Origin of the sequence: Ureibacillus yapensis, assembly GCF_003515775.1 — a bacterium.
Classification (GTDB): Bacteria; Bacillota; Bacilli; order Bacillales_A; family Planococcaceae; genus Ureibacillus; species Ureibacillus yapensis.
Genome location: NZ_QWEI01000006.1, coordinates 24,341 through 40,303, shown reverse-complemented (window position 1 = coordinate 40,303; position 15,963 = coordinate 24,341). Strand labels below are relative to the sequence as shown.

Below are 15,963 nucleotides of genomic sequence, written 5' to 3'. Positions count from 1 at the left end.
TGGTTCAGAAACGTTCTGGTTATCTGTTTGCAAGGATTTTTTAATACACGGGTTTGCGTAGGTCTGTTAAAGCCCACCCAAAACCGTACCGACGAAAGGAGTGCAAGCAATTAGGAGGCCTTACTCAGAAAGACTTCTAAGTATTCATTTACAATTCGATTAATTAGATCTTGCTCTTGATTTGTAAATGCGGGTACACTATACGTTTTATATTGGAGCTGGAATTGACCGAACTGCAAAAACCAATCCTTGGCAGGCAAAAAGAGATGGTGAATTCCAGATTCTTCATACGTGTCAGCTACTTCTTTTACAATATAACCATGAATATCAAAATTCCATACTTTTTCACGAAATGCACTATGCCCAAACTGTTCACGCCAGACTTCTTCTACTTTCGTTAACAAATATTGCAAAGATGCCGCATTAATAAAAGTTCTTTGTTCATTTAATTCATAGATGAAGTAAGCTGCCACATTTTGCGCACTATATATATTCCCCATTTAGCAACACTCCTTTACTGTAATCGCCGAAATCCTCTGCTAAAATGTTTACCACATAAATACCAACAGAATTACTATGTATTCATAGTATAAATTTAAAATTTTAAAAAGTCAATAAAACAAATATGAATACTTGGTTTTATAAAGAGACTTTGGCTGTACCATAGAACGGTAATCAGCCAAGTCAAAGAAAAGATGCCGAATGAGTGGCGGTTTTAGAAGAAAGCGCCCTTTTCACAAATGAAATGAATAGACGTTTTCCTCTATTATATAAGGGTTAAGCTTTCGCCTGTGCTACGTTCCCAACAGCTTTCGTTAAAGCTTGGTCCAAGTCTTCAATAATATCCTCCACTGCTTCCAATCCAACAGATAAGCGAATGAGCTCCTCGGATACACCTGCGACTTTTAATTCTTCAGGTGATAATTGTTGATGTGTGGTAGAAGCCGGGTGAATAATCAAGGATTTTGCATCTCCGACATTTGCAACGTGGGAGAACAATTGAACGTGATCGATTACTTTGCTTCCTACTTCACGGCCGCCTTTGATGCCAAATGTAAGCATGGAGCCAAAGCCATTTTTCAAATATTTCTTCGCTAATGAATGCGATGGGAAGTTTTCTCTTCCTGGGTAGTTGACATATTCCACGGATGGGTGGTTTTCAAGATAGTCAGCAACTCTCAATGCATTTTCGCCATGTTTTGTATAACGCAAATGAAGCGTTTCTAAACCTTGCAGGAAGTTGAATGCACTATCCGCACTCAAAGTCGGTCCAAAATCACGCAATAGCTGTACGCGCAGCTTTGTGGCAAATGCAGCCGCCGCTGTATCAATGCCATATCGCAAGCCATGATAAGATGCGTCCGGTTCTGTGAAGCCCGGGAACCTTCCTTGCGTCCAGTCGAATTTGCCGGCATCTACTACAATACCGCCGATTGTTGTACCATGGCCGCCAATCCACTTTGTTGCGGAATGGACAACAACATCCGCTCCAAATTCAATCGGGTTGCATCCGTATGGGGATGGGAATGTGTTGTCAATAATCAGCGGAAGTCCATGCGCATGAGCAATTTCCGCCACTCTTTCAATGTCTAGAATATTTAAGCTTGGGTTGCCGATTGTTTCAGCAAAAATAGCTTTCGTTTTGTCAGTAATGGCCGCTTCAAAATTCTCGGGATTTGCCTCATCCACAAAAGTTGTTGTAATGCCATAACGCGGCAATGTATTGGCAAACAGGTTATACGTTCCGCCGTATAATGAACCGGCAGCAACGATTTCATCCCCGGCGCCTGCGATGTTTAAAATGGAAAATGCGATGGCAGCCGCCCCTGAAGATAACCCCACTGCCGCTGTACCTCCTTCAAGTAGAGCTACGCGCTGTTCAAAAACATCGACGGTTGGATTCATGATACGGGAATAAATGTTGCCTGGTTGTTCCAAGGCGAAAAGTTTTCGTGCGTGTTCTGTAGACTCAAAAGCATAAGCCGTTGTTCTGTAAATCGGTACTGCAATCGCGCCTGTAACGGGGTCTGGTTTTTGCCCCCCATGAAGTAATAGCGTTTCCGGACGTTGTTGTGACATGTTTCTTCCTCCTAATTATAGTATCGATGGGACGACCAGGTTTTGAGGAGGACTTTTTGGAAAAACGAAAAGCCCTCTTACAAGAAGAGGGCTGCAAAGCTGCAATTTTTCCTCCCCTTATCTGCCAGATCTAATCAAAATCTGTAGGAATTAGCACCTTTGCGTTTTCACGCCGGTTGCCGGGCATCATAGGGCCTAGTCCCTCCGCCTCTCTGGATAAAGGTATTTGATTCATGTTCCATCGTTGAATCTACTATAAGTCATAGTAAACTACTATGTCAACTATTCTTTTAAAAATTTTTATAATTTTCGAAACTTCTTAAATAATCATAGAGTATACTATAAGATAAAAACAACTGCTACATTTCGAATCATGCAAAATTATGGCTTCTGCCATTAGAAAGGAGTGTTCTCTTTGCTCTGGATAATTATTTTGACACTACTCACCGGCTATTTGATTGGGTGTATCCATGGCTCAAATGCTGCAAAACTATTATCGGGCGTCAACTTAAAGGAAGCTGGCCATGGAAATGCGGGCGCTTCAAATGCTACCTTAACGCTGGGATGGAAATATGGCGCATTGGTAGCATTCATAGATATCGGAAAAGGAATTTTGGCTATTGTGCTGCTTCGTTTAATCCTGGCTAACTTTACCTCCTATAATGCAGGGGAAGTTTCCATTTTGCTTTATATGATGGGAGCTGCCGTTATTATCGGGCATAACTTTCCAATTCATATGAAGTTTCAGGGCGGAAAAGGAACAGCCTCTTTAATCGGTATTTTTATCGCGCTTAATTGGAAATTTGGACTGATTGCATTGCTTGTTTTTGTTCTTGCATCACTCATAACAAATTACCTGATCATCGGTGTTTTTATGTTATACATCCTATTTGGTGCTGCAGCCCTGTTAATCGAACCAACCCTCGGGCCTTTTCTAATTGCGATTACCTTATTTTCAATTGCTTTTATTCTCCATGTTGAGAATATTAACCGGTTGCGTCTCGGAACAGAACCGAAAGTTACTTCCGCTTTTAAGAAGAAAAAGTAATTTTTTATTTAAAAAAGTTTTTTGCGCCTGTCGTTTCACTTTCGGCGCAGAAAAAGGAGTTTCCTCAGTTTGAGGAAACTCCTTTTTTCTTTGAAACTTTTGTTAAATAATTCAACAAATTGCGACAGTATTTCACATTGTTTTAACATTATGGAAATTTTTCCTTGTTATAATTTAGGTAATAAAGGTTTCCGGAAATAATATTCAACCTTTAAGACTAGCTAGTTAAACTATTGTTCTTATCTGTTCCATTCTAACAGCGAAAGGATTTGGTTTTATGGCAACGCACTCATCAGTAAATGAAAAAAAGACCGAAAACAAGAAAAAAAGAAACTTTAAATCGCTTTGGATAATTCTTGCATTTGCCGTTTTAATTATCATTACCATGTTACCGAATGATGGTTCAGTGTTACCTGTAGCAGGTCAACGCGCACTTGCCATTTTAGCTTTTGCGGTCATTATGTGGGTTACCGAAGCAGTTTCCTATCCAATCAGTTCCGCCATGATTATTGCATTGATTGCCGTATTATTAGGTTTGGCGCCTTCATTGGAGGATCCTGGTGCAACAATGGGTACAAATGCTGCTTTGAAACTTGCACTTGGCGGATTTAGCAGTTCTTCCGTTGCTCTTGTTGCGGCTGCATTATTCTTGGCAGCTGCCATGCAAGTAACCAATTTACACAAACGATTGGCCCTCTGGATTTTATCGATGGTGGGAACGAAAACAAAATCCATCGTTTTCGGTGCCATCCTTGTATCGATCGTTTTAGCCTTTTTTGTACCAAGTGCAACAGCTCGTGCCGGTGCCGTCATCCCAATTTTAATCGGGATTGTAGCGGCATTCGGTCTAACTAATGAAAGTAAACTCGCTGCACTCCTGGTAATTACCGCCACTCAGGCTGTTTCCATCTGGAATATCGGAATTAAAACAGCCGCTGCGCAAAACCTGGTTGCGCTTGGATTTATCAATAGTGAATTCGGCATTGATGTTACTTGGCTTCAATGGTTTATCTATGCTGCACCTGTTTCCATTATCATGTCGATTGCTTTATTTTTTATTATGATTAAACTGATCAAGCCTGAAACAAATAATATTGAAGGCGGAAAAGAAATTATTAAACAGCAATTGCATGAGCTCGGACCTTTAAAGAGAAGAGAAATTACTTTAATCACGACTTCCGTTATTCTACTATTCCTTTGGGCGACAGAAGGCATACTTCACCCATTTGACACGACAACAGTTACAATTGTAGCGATTGCCTTTTTACTCACACCGAAAATAGGCGTATTTTCATGGAAAGAGGCTTCAGGCCGTATTGACTGGGGTACAATCATCGTATTTGCCGTCGGGATCTCACTGGGTACGGTTTTGCTCGATACAGACGGAGCTTCCTGGCTGTCCGATACTGTCTTTGGATCCTTAGGTTTAGATTCCATGCCTATTTTGGCTACCATCGCATTAGTGACAATCTTTAATATCCTGATCCATCTTGGCTTTGCTAGTGCAACGAGCCTTGCATCCGCTTTAATTCCGGTATTTATTGCACTATCCGCTACTTTGGATGTGAATCAGATTGGATTTGTGTTAATTCAGCAATTTGTTATTTGTTTTGGTTTCTTGCTACCAATCAGCGCCCCTCAAAACATGCTTGCATATGGGACAGGTGCCTTTACAACAAAGGATTTCCTGAAATCCGGCATTCCGTTGACAATATTGGGATACCTGCTCATATTGCTGTTCAGTGCAACCTACTGGAAATGGATTGGATTGCTGTAAGCTGATTGTTTACCCTTGGCGACTCCTGTATAGGTTGCCAAGGGTTCTATCGCCTTTATAGTTATAACGCTAGCCTTCATTGGATGTTTTTGATTTATTATTTGGCGACTTCTTCTGATTCCCATTTTCCTTATTATCTCCCTGTTTCCAAGGTGGATCTAATTTCAAATGGATTTTTTGATTGATTTTATAAATCGTAAAAGGAATCATATAGGCTAGGAGTGTACAAATGACTGTAAACATTCCGGGGAACCGTTCCATTATCATATTCATTAAACTACTTAGTCCCTCCCCCTAGAGCTGTTCGGTTAATAGTGCCTGGTGTTTCAATCGTGACATCTGTATTTATGTCAATCGTGCTTTGAGAAAAGTAATTTTCTCCATAATCCCAATTACCTTTAACCGACTCCCATAACTTTGGATGAAATTTTTTTAAATGTACTCCTAGTCCCAATGCGTCTGTCTGAAAGTCCTTTTGTAACGTATCCACCGATTTCCTCATAATTTCCTCTACCTTCTCTCGAGTAGCGTTTTCAAACTCTCTAAGCACATCTTCGTTCATCACATTTTCTGTTCCAAATTGTTCCGCTATTAACCCATTTACATCAACATTTACTAAAAATTTAAGATTATTCATCTCTTTGTTTTTGAGTGTTACTTTCGTTTTTATTTTTAAAATCTCGACCGCTGCCGGTTTACGATATACTTCAATGTTAATCGTTCCGGTATGCCTCTTGCCTCTGAAAAAACTTAGCCCTTTTGCTTCCTCATCTTTTAAGGTCCCAACAACTTTTTCTTGATGCCCGTTATAGACAGCTATGCCTTCATAAATAATCTCTTTTGGATTCTTCATTTTGAGCTGCGCTATCGGAAAACTTTCCCTCGCAAGTAATTTCTCTTGAATATCACCTACTCTTACTATATCCAAAATCGCTAAATTTCCAGTCTCCTCCAACATCTTGTTAATGTATTCAGCTGGTATTTTTTCATGCTCCGGTTCTACTGTTAATAGTTCTTCTGCTTTTCCGCTTGCAATGACCAGTTTAATGCCCCGACGCGCATCCCTTTCACGGAGAAAGACATCGACTAACTGTTCAAACATTTTTGGTTCTTTCACAACATCTTCTGAAAAAAGGGCTACATTTAAGTGGGTAACATCTATCCTGCGACTAGTTAGCTTGATCGTTTCCCTACTAATATCTATTAATGTTTTTCCAGTTTTGGAGAGATTTTGAAAAGCAGGTCCACTGCCTCCTCCACCGCCACCCATATTCGTTAAGTTTTCGGGCACAATGAGCTGTTGCGTTAATTTTATTTCCGGATTTGAAGTAGAACTATCTTCCGAGAGGTCTATTGCCACTCCGTAAACAAATGCCCTCTGTTCAATTTCTTGCTTATCCCAACAACCACTTACAAAAACGGTACAAACAATTAAAATGAAGACTACAGCAACCCTACGCATTTTGATTTCCACCTTTAATTTTATAAGCTACCCCCAACAAAATTGTCACGATTACTAAATAAATTACAATAAAGGAACTCATAACACTGGAGACCTTGGTCAACTCTAAGTAGTCCTTTGGCAGCATACTGATAAAAAAGAGAATCGGCGAGAGCGTAAAAATCACTTTTATTTTTTTCAGTTTTTCAAATACCATCATGAGCGTCATTACCGCAATATCAAACGCCATTAAAGCTGTAGTGAATATAATCATCGTCCAAACTACAAATAAAATGGAATCAAACCGTTGAAAAAAGCCTCCAGGTATGTCTACTGTTCTAGACAAATCAAATGAAGGAAAGAATAAATTTTCCGTGGTTAAATTCCCTAAAACCCCAATACATACGATATAAAGAAGCAGATTAAGAAACGTAATTACCAATACTCCCCTGACAGCCATTTTTGGGGTATTTTCAGGGCTTTTAACAAGGGCAATATAAAAAAGAACAATTCCAAAACCCATAAAACTTGTAATACTTGAATAAGTTGCTTTCAAATACCCCTTTATATCCGTTTGAAAAACAGGCAATAAATTTTCCGTCCTTATGAAACCTAAAGGTAATAGAATCAGTATTAGCAAGCCGCCGATTATAATTGGAAGAAATAAAACATTCAAACGGAAAATCGCGGCATGCGAACCAGAAACAGCGTAGATAACAACTAGCAAAAAAGCCAGGGCGATTACTTCCCGCGGAGTTTGATCGAATAAATACTGATGAGCCAGTACCGATATTTCACGCACTTGAAAAGAAGCGATTGCCAAATATTGCAGCGTAAACATAAGCGTAAAAAAAACAGCAAGCGGCTTCGAGACGAGATAGGAAGCATAGGAAAAAAAGGATTGATTCGGAAATGACGAGGCAATTTTTGAGACAATATAAGCAAAAAAACTTACAATACCTCCTCCCAGCACAATTGCCAGCCATCCATCCGATGAATTTGTATTTGCCGCAAGCAACCTTGGGAGTGTTAATGTTAATAATCCGATAATATTTGAAATCACCGCAATCATGATGTCTCTATCACTGATAAATCCCTCTTCCGATTGTAGTTTCATTATTTATCCTGACCTCCATTATTGACTTTTTGGGTATCCTCAGTTTCCAAATACGGCGGGCGTTTCGTTAGTGTCATAATGGGTGCGCGGATAAACAGGTTTTTTAAGTCTCCCAAAAAATAAGGCGCAAATGGGCCCGTGTAAGGTACACCCATGCTCTTTAAATTAACGACATGGACAACCATCATAATGAAAACAAGAATAATGCCATAAAGCCCCAAAATGGCTGCAGCAAAAATCAATGCAAATCTCATGACGCGCAAACCGACTGCTGTACTATAATTAGGAATTGTAAAGGAGGCAATGGCCGTAAGGGATGTGACAATTACCATTGCCGGACTAACGATTCCTGCACTTACGGCAACATCGCCAATTACAATCCCTCCAACAATTCCTATCGTCTGTCCAATCCCTTTAGGAAGCCGAATTCCTGCTTCTTCCAGTATCTCAAATGTTACCGCCATTAAGAGCGCTTCTAAAATAGATGGAAAAGGTACGCCTTCCCTGGTGGCTGCAATTGAAAATGCAAGCTGCGTCGGAATCAACCCCGGATGATAAGAGATTAATGCAACATAGACTGCCGGCAAAAAAATAGTAATAAACGTTGCTACAAACCGCAGCAATCTCAGTAGACTACCAATAATCCACCGTTGGCTATAATCATCTATCGATTGCAGAGCATACCCAAGTGTAACAGGTGTGATTAGCGCAAACGGAGATCCATGAACCAGAATGCCTATCTTCCCTTGAAGAATGGAATAAATGACACGTTCTGGTCTTTCTGTATCAAGAATTTGCGGAAAAGGCGACAGAAAGCTATCTTCTATCCATTGTTCCACTAAGCTTGAATCCGGGGCAAAATCGATATCAATGGATTTCAGCCTGCGATTTACCTCATCCAGAATATCTTTATTGGTAATCCCTTCTACATAACAAACGGCAAGTTTTTGTTTAGAACGCTCACCTACCTCATGCATCTCAAACCGAAGATTCGGATCTTTCAGTTCCCGTCGTATGAGTGCAATATTGGTATCTATGCTTTCAACAAAACCCGATCTCGGCCCGCGAATTACCGGCTCAGACTGTGGTTCATCAATAGAACGCTTGTCGCCTCCAGCCGTATTCATAACCCAAACGGTCTTTGCCCCATCCACCATTAAAACCATGTTTCCGGACAAAACAGCATCAGCTATTTCATTTACTGTATCAACATTCTTCATCTCCGATATTGCCATAATTTCCTGTGCATTTTTTGCTTCAACAATTTTAGATATATTGGTATTGACCAGGTTCTGGTCCACCAACACACTTAAATAAACAATGGAGCATTTTTTTTGTGAAGAACCGACCGTTATTTCTCGGATGATTAAATCCTCAGATTGACCCAGCATCATTTTTAGATTCTCTATATTGCCATTCAAGCCGGTACCAATTGGAATCTTTACTTCGTTTGTATTGCTTTGGTTATTGCTTTGGTTATTGCTTTGGTTATTTTGTTGAAATTGAGTTTGATAATTGTTTTGATAGTTTGTTTGATATTGGTTCTGGTAGTTTGTTTGATATTGATTTTGGCTGGTGGTTTGATTATTGTTTGCGTTATTGTTTTGAGAGTTATCCTGATTGCTGTTGCCGTTATTATTTTGATAGTTGCCCTGACTGCTGTTGCCGTTATTGTTTTGGTAGGTGTTCTGACTGCTGCNAATCCTCAGATTGACCCAGCATCATTTTTAGATTCTCTATATTGCCATTCAAGCCGGTACCAATTGGAATCTTTACTTCGTTTGTATTGCTTTGGTTATTGCTTTGGTTATTGCTTTGGTTATTTTGTTGAAATTGAGTTTGATAATTGTTTTGATAGTTTGTTTGATATTGGTTCTGGTAGTTTGTTTGATATTGATTTTGGCTGGTGGTTTGATTATTGTTTGCGTTATTGTTTTGAGAGTTATCCTGATTGCTGTTGCCGTTATTATTTTGATAGTTGCCCTGACTGCTGTTGCCGTTATTGTTTTGGTAGGTGTTCTGACTGCTGCTATTGTTTTGAGAGTTATCCTGATTGCTGTTGCCTGTATTGTTTTTATAGTTGCCCTCATTGCTGCTGCCGTTATTGTTTTGATAGTTGCCCTGATTGCTGTTGCCGTTATTATTTTGATAGTTGCCCTGACTGCTGTTGCTATTATTTTGAGAGTTATCCTGATTGCTGTTGCCATTATTATTTTGGTAATTAATTCGATTGTTCCCGTCGCTATTTTGGTAGTTGGTTTGATTATTGTTTCCGTTGTTGCTAAGGGAATTGCCTTGATTACTATTTTGATTATTGTTTAGATAATCATTTAGGTTACTGTTGCCGTTATTGTTTTGATAATTGCCCTGGTTTTTGTTCTGGTTTTGAAAATCGCCCTGATGATTACTATTCTGATTAATGTTTTGATTATTGCCCGAACTTCCATTCTCGTTGTTATTTTGAAAATTGCTTTGATTCCCGTTCCCGGCACTATTTTGGTAATTGCCCTGATTTCCGTTTCCGACATTATTTTGATAATTGCCCTGATTTCCGTTCTGGCTATTGTTTTGGTAGTGGCTCTGATTTCCGTTCCCAGCATTATTTTGATAATTGCCCTGATTTCCATTCTGGCTATTGTTTTGGTGATAGTCCTGATTGCTGTTCTGGTTGTTTTGATAATCGCTTTGACTGCTGTTCCAGTTATTGTTTTGATCACTTCTCTGATTGCCGTTCCCGTTATCGTTTTGATACTCGCTTTGACTATTATTCTTTTGATTATTGTTTTGAAAATTGCCCTGATTATTATTTTGATTATTTTTTGTATTATTGTTTTCTTGCCCCGCACTCTCTTTTCGGGAACTTCTAAAAAAATAACGTCTCATTTTAAGCTCCTATAATAAAAAAGCATTTATACTTAATCTGTATTTTTTTAAAATTTCCTATACAACTATTTCAACTTTTGATTAAATTTTGGTTAATTAACATCATTGGCCTTGAAACTGCTCCTTTAATAAGAAGGAAATCTTCGGTGGAGGAGGCTCCTTTTGAAAGTCCAACCAAAATATACTAAGATGTAAATAGATCGTTTTATAGAGCTGATTACTCTAAAAGGCTTTTTTTATGATTACTAGTATGGGGAGGAATAGAAATGTCAGGAGTAAAGGATTTATTGCGTAGCCACACGTCCGTTCGGAAGTATACGGGAGAAGCGATTCCTAAAGAAACAGTTGTAGATTTAATTCAAACGGCTCAAATGGCTGCCAGCTCACACTTCGTACAGGCATACAGTGTGATTTGGGTAACCGATGAAGAGAAAAAACAAAAACTCGGAGAACTTTCAAATAATGAATTCCAGTTTAAAACAGCCGGTGCTTCTTTCCTTTTCTGCGTTGATTTTAAACGCCTTCAAGCTGCCGGCCAAAAACATGGCGTGGACATTGCCGCAGATAGCGCCGAAAACCTTTTAGTCGGTGTGGCGGATGTTGGTATTTTTGCTCAGAATTTCGTGGTTGCTGCAGAAGATGCCGGGTACGGCATTTGCTATATTGGCGGTGCGCGAAACAATCCAAAGGAGATCAGCGAACTATTCAATCTACCAGACTATGTTTTCCCGCTCTTTGCGATGACAATTGGAACACCAACGAAGCGCAATGAAACGAAGCCTCGTTTGCCGGTAGAAGCAGTTCTCCATGAAAACAATTATGATGCAGAGAAGTATGAAACATTGCTTGATGCATACGATGCAACCATGGAAGACTATTACGCAAGCCGCAGTTCCAATCAAAAGATGGCCAACTGGACAAAACAAATGGCCGACTACCTTGTCGACCAAAACAGACCTCACATAAAAGAATTCCTGGCTTCCAAAGGATTTAACTGGAAATAAAATAAATGGTGACACTAAGGCCTTTTACTAAACGACCTTTTGGTGTCACCATTTTTAATTATGATTAAATAGGCTTCTTATTCTTGTCCCGCAATTCCCTCAATGGCGATTTCCTTAACAGGAAGGAATAATTCTCCTGTCACAAAATACGTAACCGCTACACGATCCCCTTCTTGCAAGTAAATTGCCAACGGCGCATTTTGTGAACTGACAGTGAAGTTTTGTCCGGTATTAAGCAGGAACGATACAACGGTATTATCCCCCACACGTTCTTTGTAGACACGTACAACATCCCCGGATACGGTTGCTATTTCCGCGCGGGAAGTTCCATCTACCGTCCCGCCTCCACGGTTCAATGCTGTATTATACTGTTTTAGCGCTTCATTTGGAGTTGTGCCAAAGGCCGAAATTTCCGGGTTGGCTGCCGAAACAATGAAATAATTTTGCAAGAAACCATTTGAATCAAGAACCGGCGCGAGCCAGCTTGCTTCTCCGTAGAAATTATAAAGAATCGGCATTTCACCCTGCCATTCTTTTTCGATGAATTTCTTTTCAATTATTGCTAGGGCTCCCTGGGAATCCATATATGACTCTTCAAGATTTCCAGTATAGTAAGTAGCTTCCCCCGAGCGGGCGTTTGTTAGGGAATAACCCAACATGGAGTCGACTCCTTCTTTTGGACTTGTAAAGTCTGTAAAATAGTACATTTCTCCGTTCTCATTGAAAACAGGGCTGACATTGGCTTCCGTCCCTTCATCTGACGGGAGCTTAACATCTTTCTTTCCAAATACGCTATTCCAAAAACCGTGAACATACTTGCCGAAATAACTATTTTGCAAGCTGACGGACTCCGGTGAAACCGCCCCATCAATAAACGCGGGCACTTCATCCAACGTTAACACGTCCGTATTCCCATTCTCTGGATCCACCATGACAATCCCTTTTGCATCAAAGCCATTTCGCGCGGATATAAACTTTCCATAAGAACGAATGTAATAAGGCTTTCCATCTTCGTCAATTTCAAGCTGCGGCTCTCCATAGAAAATCAACGTTGGATTTTGCAAGCGCATATGCCGCTCCAAATTTTCATTTAAAAAAGCAGAAGGTACATAAGCCATTTCGGATTTAACAAACTTCGGGTTGTCTGTCGAATCAGTCGCACTCATCGTGAAGTACCCAGGTGTAGTTTTTCCATTGAACCATTTGAAAAACCCAGAAAACTCTACCGGTGCAATGTACACATACTCATTATTTACTTTTTGGATTTGCAGATTTCCAAGTTCATAGTAACTTGTATTTGGAACCTGCCCAAAAGCTTTCTTCATCTTGTTTTCCGCAAATCGAGGAGGTACACTTGCAGGCGTCTTTGTTTCATCAAATGGTTCGATTTCCACCTTTTCCTCCATTTTTGCCGATTCATATTTCTCATCTGCGTTGAACAAGGGAGCAGATATCATATAAGCCAAAAATAGTAAACTCGCCAATAAAACAAATCCCTTAAACGTTTGCTCCACGCCTTTGGAAATCAATGTTCCAAGCAATGCGAAAACAGGCAATGCAAAGGCCAAAACAGTCCAATGCAAATCAACTTTCGTAATATAAATCATGGCAAAAATAAGGATAAAACCTGCTGCCAATACAAAAATGACGGATTTTATTAACTGTTGATTCGTCATCTCCCCATCAGATGTCTTTTTTGATAAAGGAACAATGAAGATCGTTGCAATTACCGCGGCAATCAACGCCATTATTAAACTCTCAGTCAATTGAATCATCCTTTCTCTACTACCTTTTCTACGGAATCATTATGTAAATAGTTTCATATAAATTCACAACTTTTCCAAACGACATCCACCAGCAATAGAATCCATGTTTTTTACCCTCCAAGCCCTCTCAACTAATTCCGGAATTCTAAGCAAAATGTTACAATTAGTACACCAAGTCGCAAGGAGGATTATAAATGAAAGAAAAAGTAATCGAGCGCTTAATACGCTACGCTAAAATTGATACGCAATCCAATCCGGAAAGCTCCACTACTCCATCCACAGAGAAACAATTTGATTTGTTGCATGTATTAAAAGATGAGCTTGAAGAAATTGGATTAACGAACATTTCATTAGATGAAAACGGCTATTTATTCGCTACTTTACCTGCCAACACTGAAAAATCGATCCCAACAATCGGCTTTTTGGCCCACGTTGATACATCACCCGATTTCTCAGGAGCAAATGTAAATCCTCAACGAATCGACCAATATGACGGCGGAGAAATCCAGTTAAAAAATGGACTTGTCATGTCCCCGGATTATTTCCCCAATCTTAAAAGTTATGTCGGGCAAACACTCATTACAACAGACGGAACAACTTTATTAGGCGCTGATGATAAAGCCGGTATTGCCGAAATCATGACCGCGATGGAATATTTGGTACAGCACCCTGAAATCAAGCATGGCAAATTGCGTGTTGCCTTCACACCCGATGAGGAAATTGGCCGCGGCCCTCACAAATTTGATGTGAAAGCATTTGGCGCGGATTATGCTTATACAATGGATGGCGGACCACTTGGCGAGCTTCAATATGAAAGTTTTAATGCTGCTGGCGTTAAAGTAACCACTCGCGGCACAAGCGTACACCCAGGTTCAGCAAAAAATAAAATGGTGAACGCAATCACGTTGGCTATTAAATTTCAGAATTCCATGCCGGCTGATGCGGTACCGGAAAAAACGGAAGGCTATGAAGGCTTTATTCATTTAATGAATTTCAACGGCCATATTGAAGAGGCCCAGCTTTCTTACATCATCCGAGATCATGACCGTGAAAAATTTGAAGCCAAAAAAGCGCATTTCCTGGAAGTCGAAAAAATGATGAAGGAAAAATACGGGGAAAACAATATTACTGTTGAAATTGAAGATCAGTACTACAACATGCGCGAGAAAATTGAACCTGTGAAAGAAATTGTTGACATCGCTTATCAGGCTATGGAAAATTTAGGTATAACACCGAACGTTGATCCAATCCGTGGCGGTACTGATGGCTCCCAATTATCCTATATGGGATTGCCGACTCCAAATATATTTGCTGGCGGCGAAAACATGCATGGCAAGTATGAATTCGTATCTGGAGAGACAATGGAAAAAGCGGCAAAAGTTATTGTTGAAATTGTTCAATTATTTGAAACGCAGGCTAAATAATCAGAGTGAATTGCGAAGTAAGCCCCTATTCTTACTTCGCATTTTTTAAAATTTATTATATCTGAATATTAAGATAAATATTTATGGAAGGAGGTTTGCAGAATGAAAGAAATAGCTTTAGGCATACTTGCCGCGTTATTTTTTGCCTTCACCTTTATTTTGAATCACGCCATGGAGTTGGAAGGCGGAAGCTGGTTATGGAGCTCCTCCTTGCGTTACTTTTTCATGCTGCCCTTCTTGCTTGTCATCGTCGCCATACGGGGAGGGTGGAAACCCCTTTCTGCTGAAATGAAGTCTCAACCAAGGCAGTGGCTGCTTTGGAGTTTTGTAGGGTTTGTTTTATTCTACGCACCCCTAACCTATGCAGCATCGTTTGGTCCGGGGTGGCTCGTGTCCGGAACTTGGCAGTTTACCATCGTGGCCGGAATTTTATTGGCCCCATTTTTTGTAACCATTGTGAACAGCGCAAAAGTGCGGCAAAAGATTCCCGTTGTTTCGCTATTCATTTCATCCATTATTTTAATTGGCATCTTGCTGATCCAGGTTCCCCAAGCACAGTCCGCTTCTTTTAAAACGCTGTTGCTGGGCATCCTGCCTGTTGTCATTGCGGCTTTCGCGTATCCGTTGGGCAACCGCAAAATGATGGAAGTGTGCGATGGAAGACTTGATGCTTATCAACGTGTTCTTGGCATGACAATTGCTTCATTGCCATGCTGGATTTTGCTGGCGGGATATGCCCTGTTCACGGTCGGCCTTCCCAGTATGAACCAGGTACTGCAGTCTTTCTATGTGGGGATTAGTTCCGGCGTCATCGCAACGGTCCTATTTTTCATCGCAACCGACCGTGTTCGAGAGGACCAAGGGAAATTGGCGGCAGTAGAAGCAACACAATCGACCGAGGTGTTGTTCGTTATTATCGGAGAAATGTTGTTGCTTGGATTGCCTATTCCTCAAACAATTGCTTTAATCGGAACTGGAATTATTATCATCGGAATGCTGCTGCATAGCTATCACACTATGTTAGTAAACCGGGAACAAAAATCATTAGAAATTCGGGAACATCAATAGTTAGGTTACATTAACTACAAATGTAGCTTTCCATAAAAGCAGATATTAAATTATGTACTTATAAAGGCTATGCAGGTTGGGCATTAAATTAACTTCATACTTGAGGATGACTTGAAAATCTACCGGAGTTCCTATGTATAATCGATAACAAATAAAAAAGGCCAGGACCACAATTAAGTGATGCCTGGATTTTTCTGTTATCAAAATTTTACCCCATATCAATAACAGTGCAACTAAATCAATTGAGCATCAATAGCCGAATTTATTTCAGCATCTTGGTTACCTAAAACCTCCTTTAGCTTAAAGAGAAATGTGATTGCATGCAGCACTCACTTTCCAACACCAACCAAGAGTAC

General features: G+C 40.1%; 12 protein-coding genes and 1 riboswitch. Of the genes, 5 read left to right on the top strand and 7 right to left on the bottom strand.

Going from position 1 to position 15,963, the window contains the following annotated elements:
• Positions 1–110: 110 nt before the first annotated feature.
• Positions 111–500, bottom strand: a complete 390-nt coding sequence (locus D1B33_RS11925; RefSeq protein ID WP_118876624.1) for a hypothetical protein — start codon at positions 498–500, stop codon at positions 111–113.
• Positions 501–777: 277 nt separating this feature from the next.
• A complete protein-coding gene (locus D1B33_RS11920; protein WP_118876623.1) occupies positions 778–2,079 on the bottom strand; it encodes an O-acetylhomoserine aminocarboxypropyltransferase/cysteine synthase family protein in 1,302 nt (433 codons plus the stop codon).
• Positions 2,080–2,193: 114 nt separating this feature from the next.
• A riboswitch (SAM riboswitch) is annotated at positions 2,194–2,302 on the bottom strand.
• Positions 2,303–2,494: 192 nt separating this feature from the next.
• On the opposite strand from D1B33_RS11920, the gene D1B33_RS11915 reads away from it, so the two are divergent.
• Both D1B33_RS11915 and D1B33_RS11910 read left to right on the top strand, forming a co-directional pair.
• Complete coding sequence (locus D1B33_RS11915) at positions 2,495–3,127, top strand: glycerol-3-phosphate acyltransferase (RefSeq protein WP_118876622.1); 633 nt, start codon at positions 2,495–2,497, stop codon at positions 3,125–3,127.
• A gap of 277 nt (positions 3,128–3,404) precedes the next feature.
• Positions 3,405–4,904: an SLC13 family permease gene (locus D1B33_RS11910; protein WP_118876621.1), complete on the top strand. Its 1,500-nt coding sequence runs from the start codon at positions 3,405–3,407 to the stop codon at positions 4,902–4,904.
• 69 nt (positions 4,905–4,973) lie between these two features.
• Here D1B33_RS11910 and D1B33_RS11905 read toward each other — a convergent pair whose 3' ends face one another.
• The 4 genes from D1B33_RS11905 to D1B33_RS11890 are packed head-to-tail and all read right to left on the bottom strand — an operon-like array spanning position 4,974 to position 8,856.
• Complete coding sequence (locus D1B33_RS11905; protein WP_118876620.1) at positions 4,974–5,177, bottom strand: hypothetical protein; 204 nt, start codon at positions 5,175–5,177, stop codon at positions 4,974–4,976.
• Positions 5,178–5,181: 4 nt separating this feature from the next.
• Entirely contained in the window at positions 5,182–6,366 is a 1,185-nt protein-coding gene (locus tag D1B33_RS11900; protein ID WP_118876619.1) for a Ger(x)C family spore germination protein, read from the bottom strand.
• Positions 6,359–7,462, bottom strand: a complete 1,104-nt coding sequence (locus D1B33_RS11895) for a GerAB/ArcD/ProY family transporter (RefSeq protein ID WP_118876618.1) — start codon at positions 7,460–7,462, stop codon at positions 6,359–6,361. Before D1B33_RS11895 ends, D1B33_RS11900 begins: the two co-directional genes overlap by 8 nt.
• Positions 7,462–8,856, bottom strand: a complete 1,395-nt coding sequence (locus D1B33_RS11890; RefSeq protein ID WP_233549467.1) for a spore germination protein — start codon at positions 8,854–8,856, stop codon at positions 7,462–7,464. The genes D1B33_RS11895 and D1B33_RS11890 overlap by 1 nt, the downstream gene beginning before the upstream one ends.
• Before the next feature lie 1,755 nt (positions 8,857–10,611).
• Here D1B33_RS11890 and nfsA point away from each other — a divergent pair.
• Positions 10,612–11,349: an oxygen-insensitive NADPH nitroreductase gene (gene nfsA, locus D1B33_RS11875; protein ID WP_118876615.1), complete on the top strand. Its 738-nt coding sequence runs from the start codon at positions 10,612–10,614 to the stop codon at positions 11,347–11,349.
• A 77-nt stretch (positions 11,350–11,426) separates the two neighbouring features.
• Here the strand turns inward: nfsA and D1B33_RS11870 are convergent, their stop codons facing one another.
• A complete protein-coding gene (locus D1B33_RS11870; protein WP_233549466.1) occupies positions 11,427–13,124 on the bottom strand; it encodes a hypothetical protein in 1,698 nt (565 codons plus the stop codon).
• A gap of 185 nt (positions 13,125–13,309) precedes the next feature.
• Between D1B33_RS11870 and pepT the strand changes: the two genes are divergently transcribed.
• Both pepT and D1B33_RS11860 read left to right on the top strand, forming a co-directional pair.
• Entirely contained in the window at positions 13,310–14,539 is a 1,230-nt protein-coding gene (gene pepT / locus D1B33_RS11865) for a peptidase T (RefSeq protein WP_118876614.1), read from the top strand.
• A gap of 102 nt (positions 14,540–14,641) precedes the next feature.
• On the top strand, positions 14,642–15,607 hold the full coding sequence (locus D1B33_RS11860; protein WP_118876613.1) for a DMT family transporter: 966 nt from the start codon (positions 14,642–14,644) through the stop codon (positions 15,605–15,607).
• Positions 15,608–15,963 lie beyond the last annotated feature (356 nt).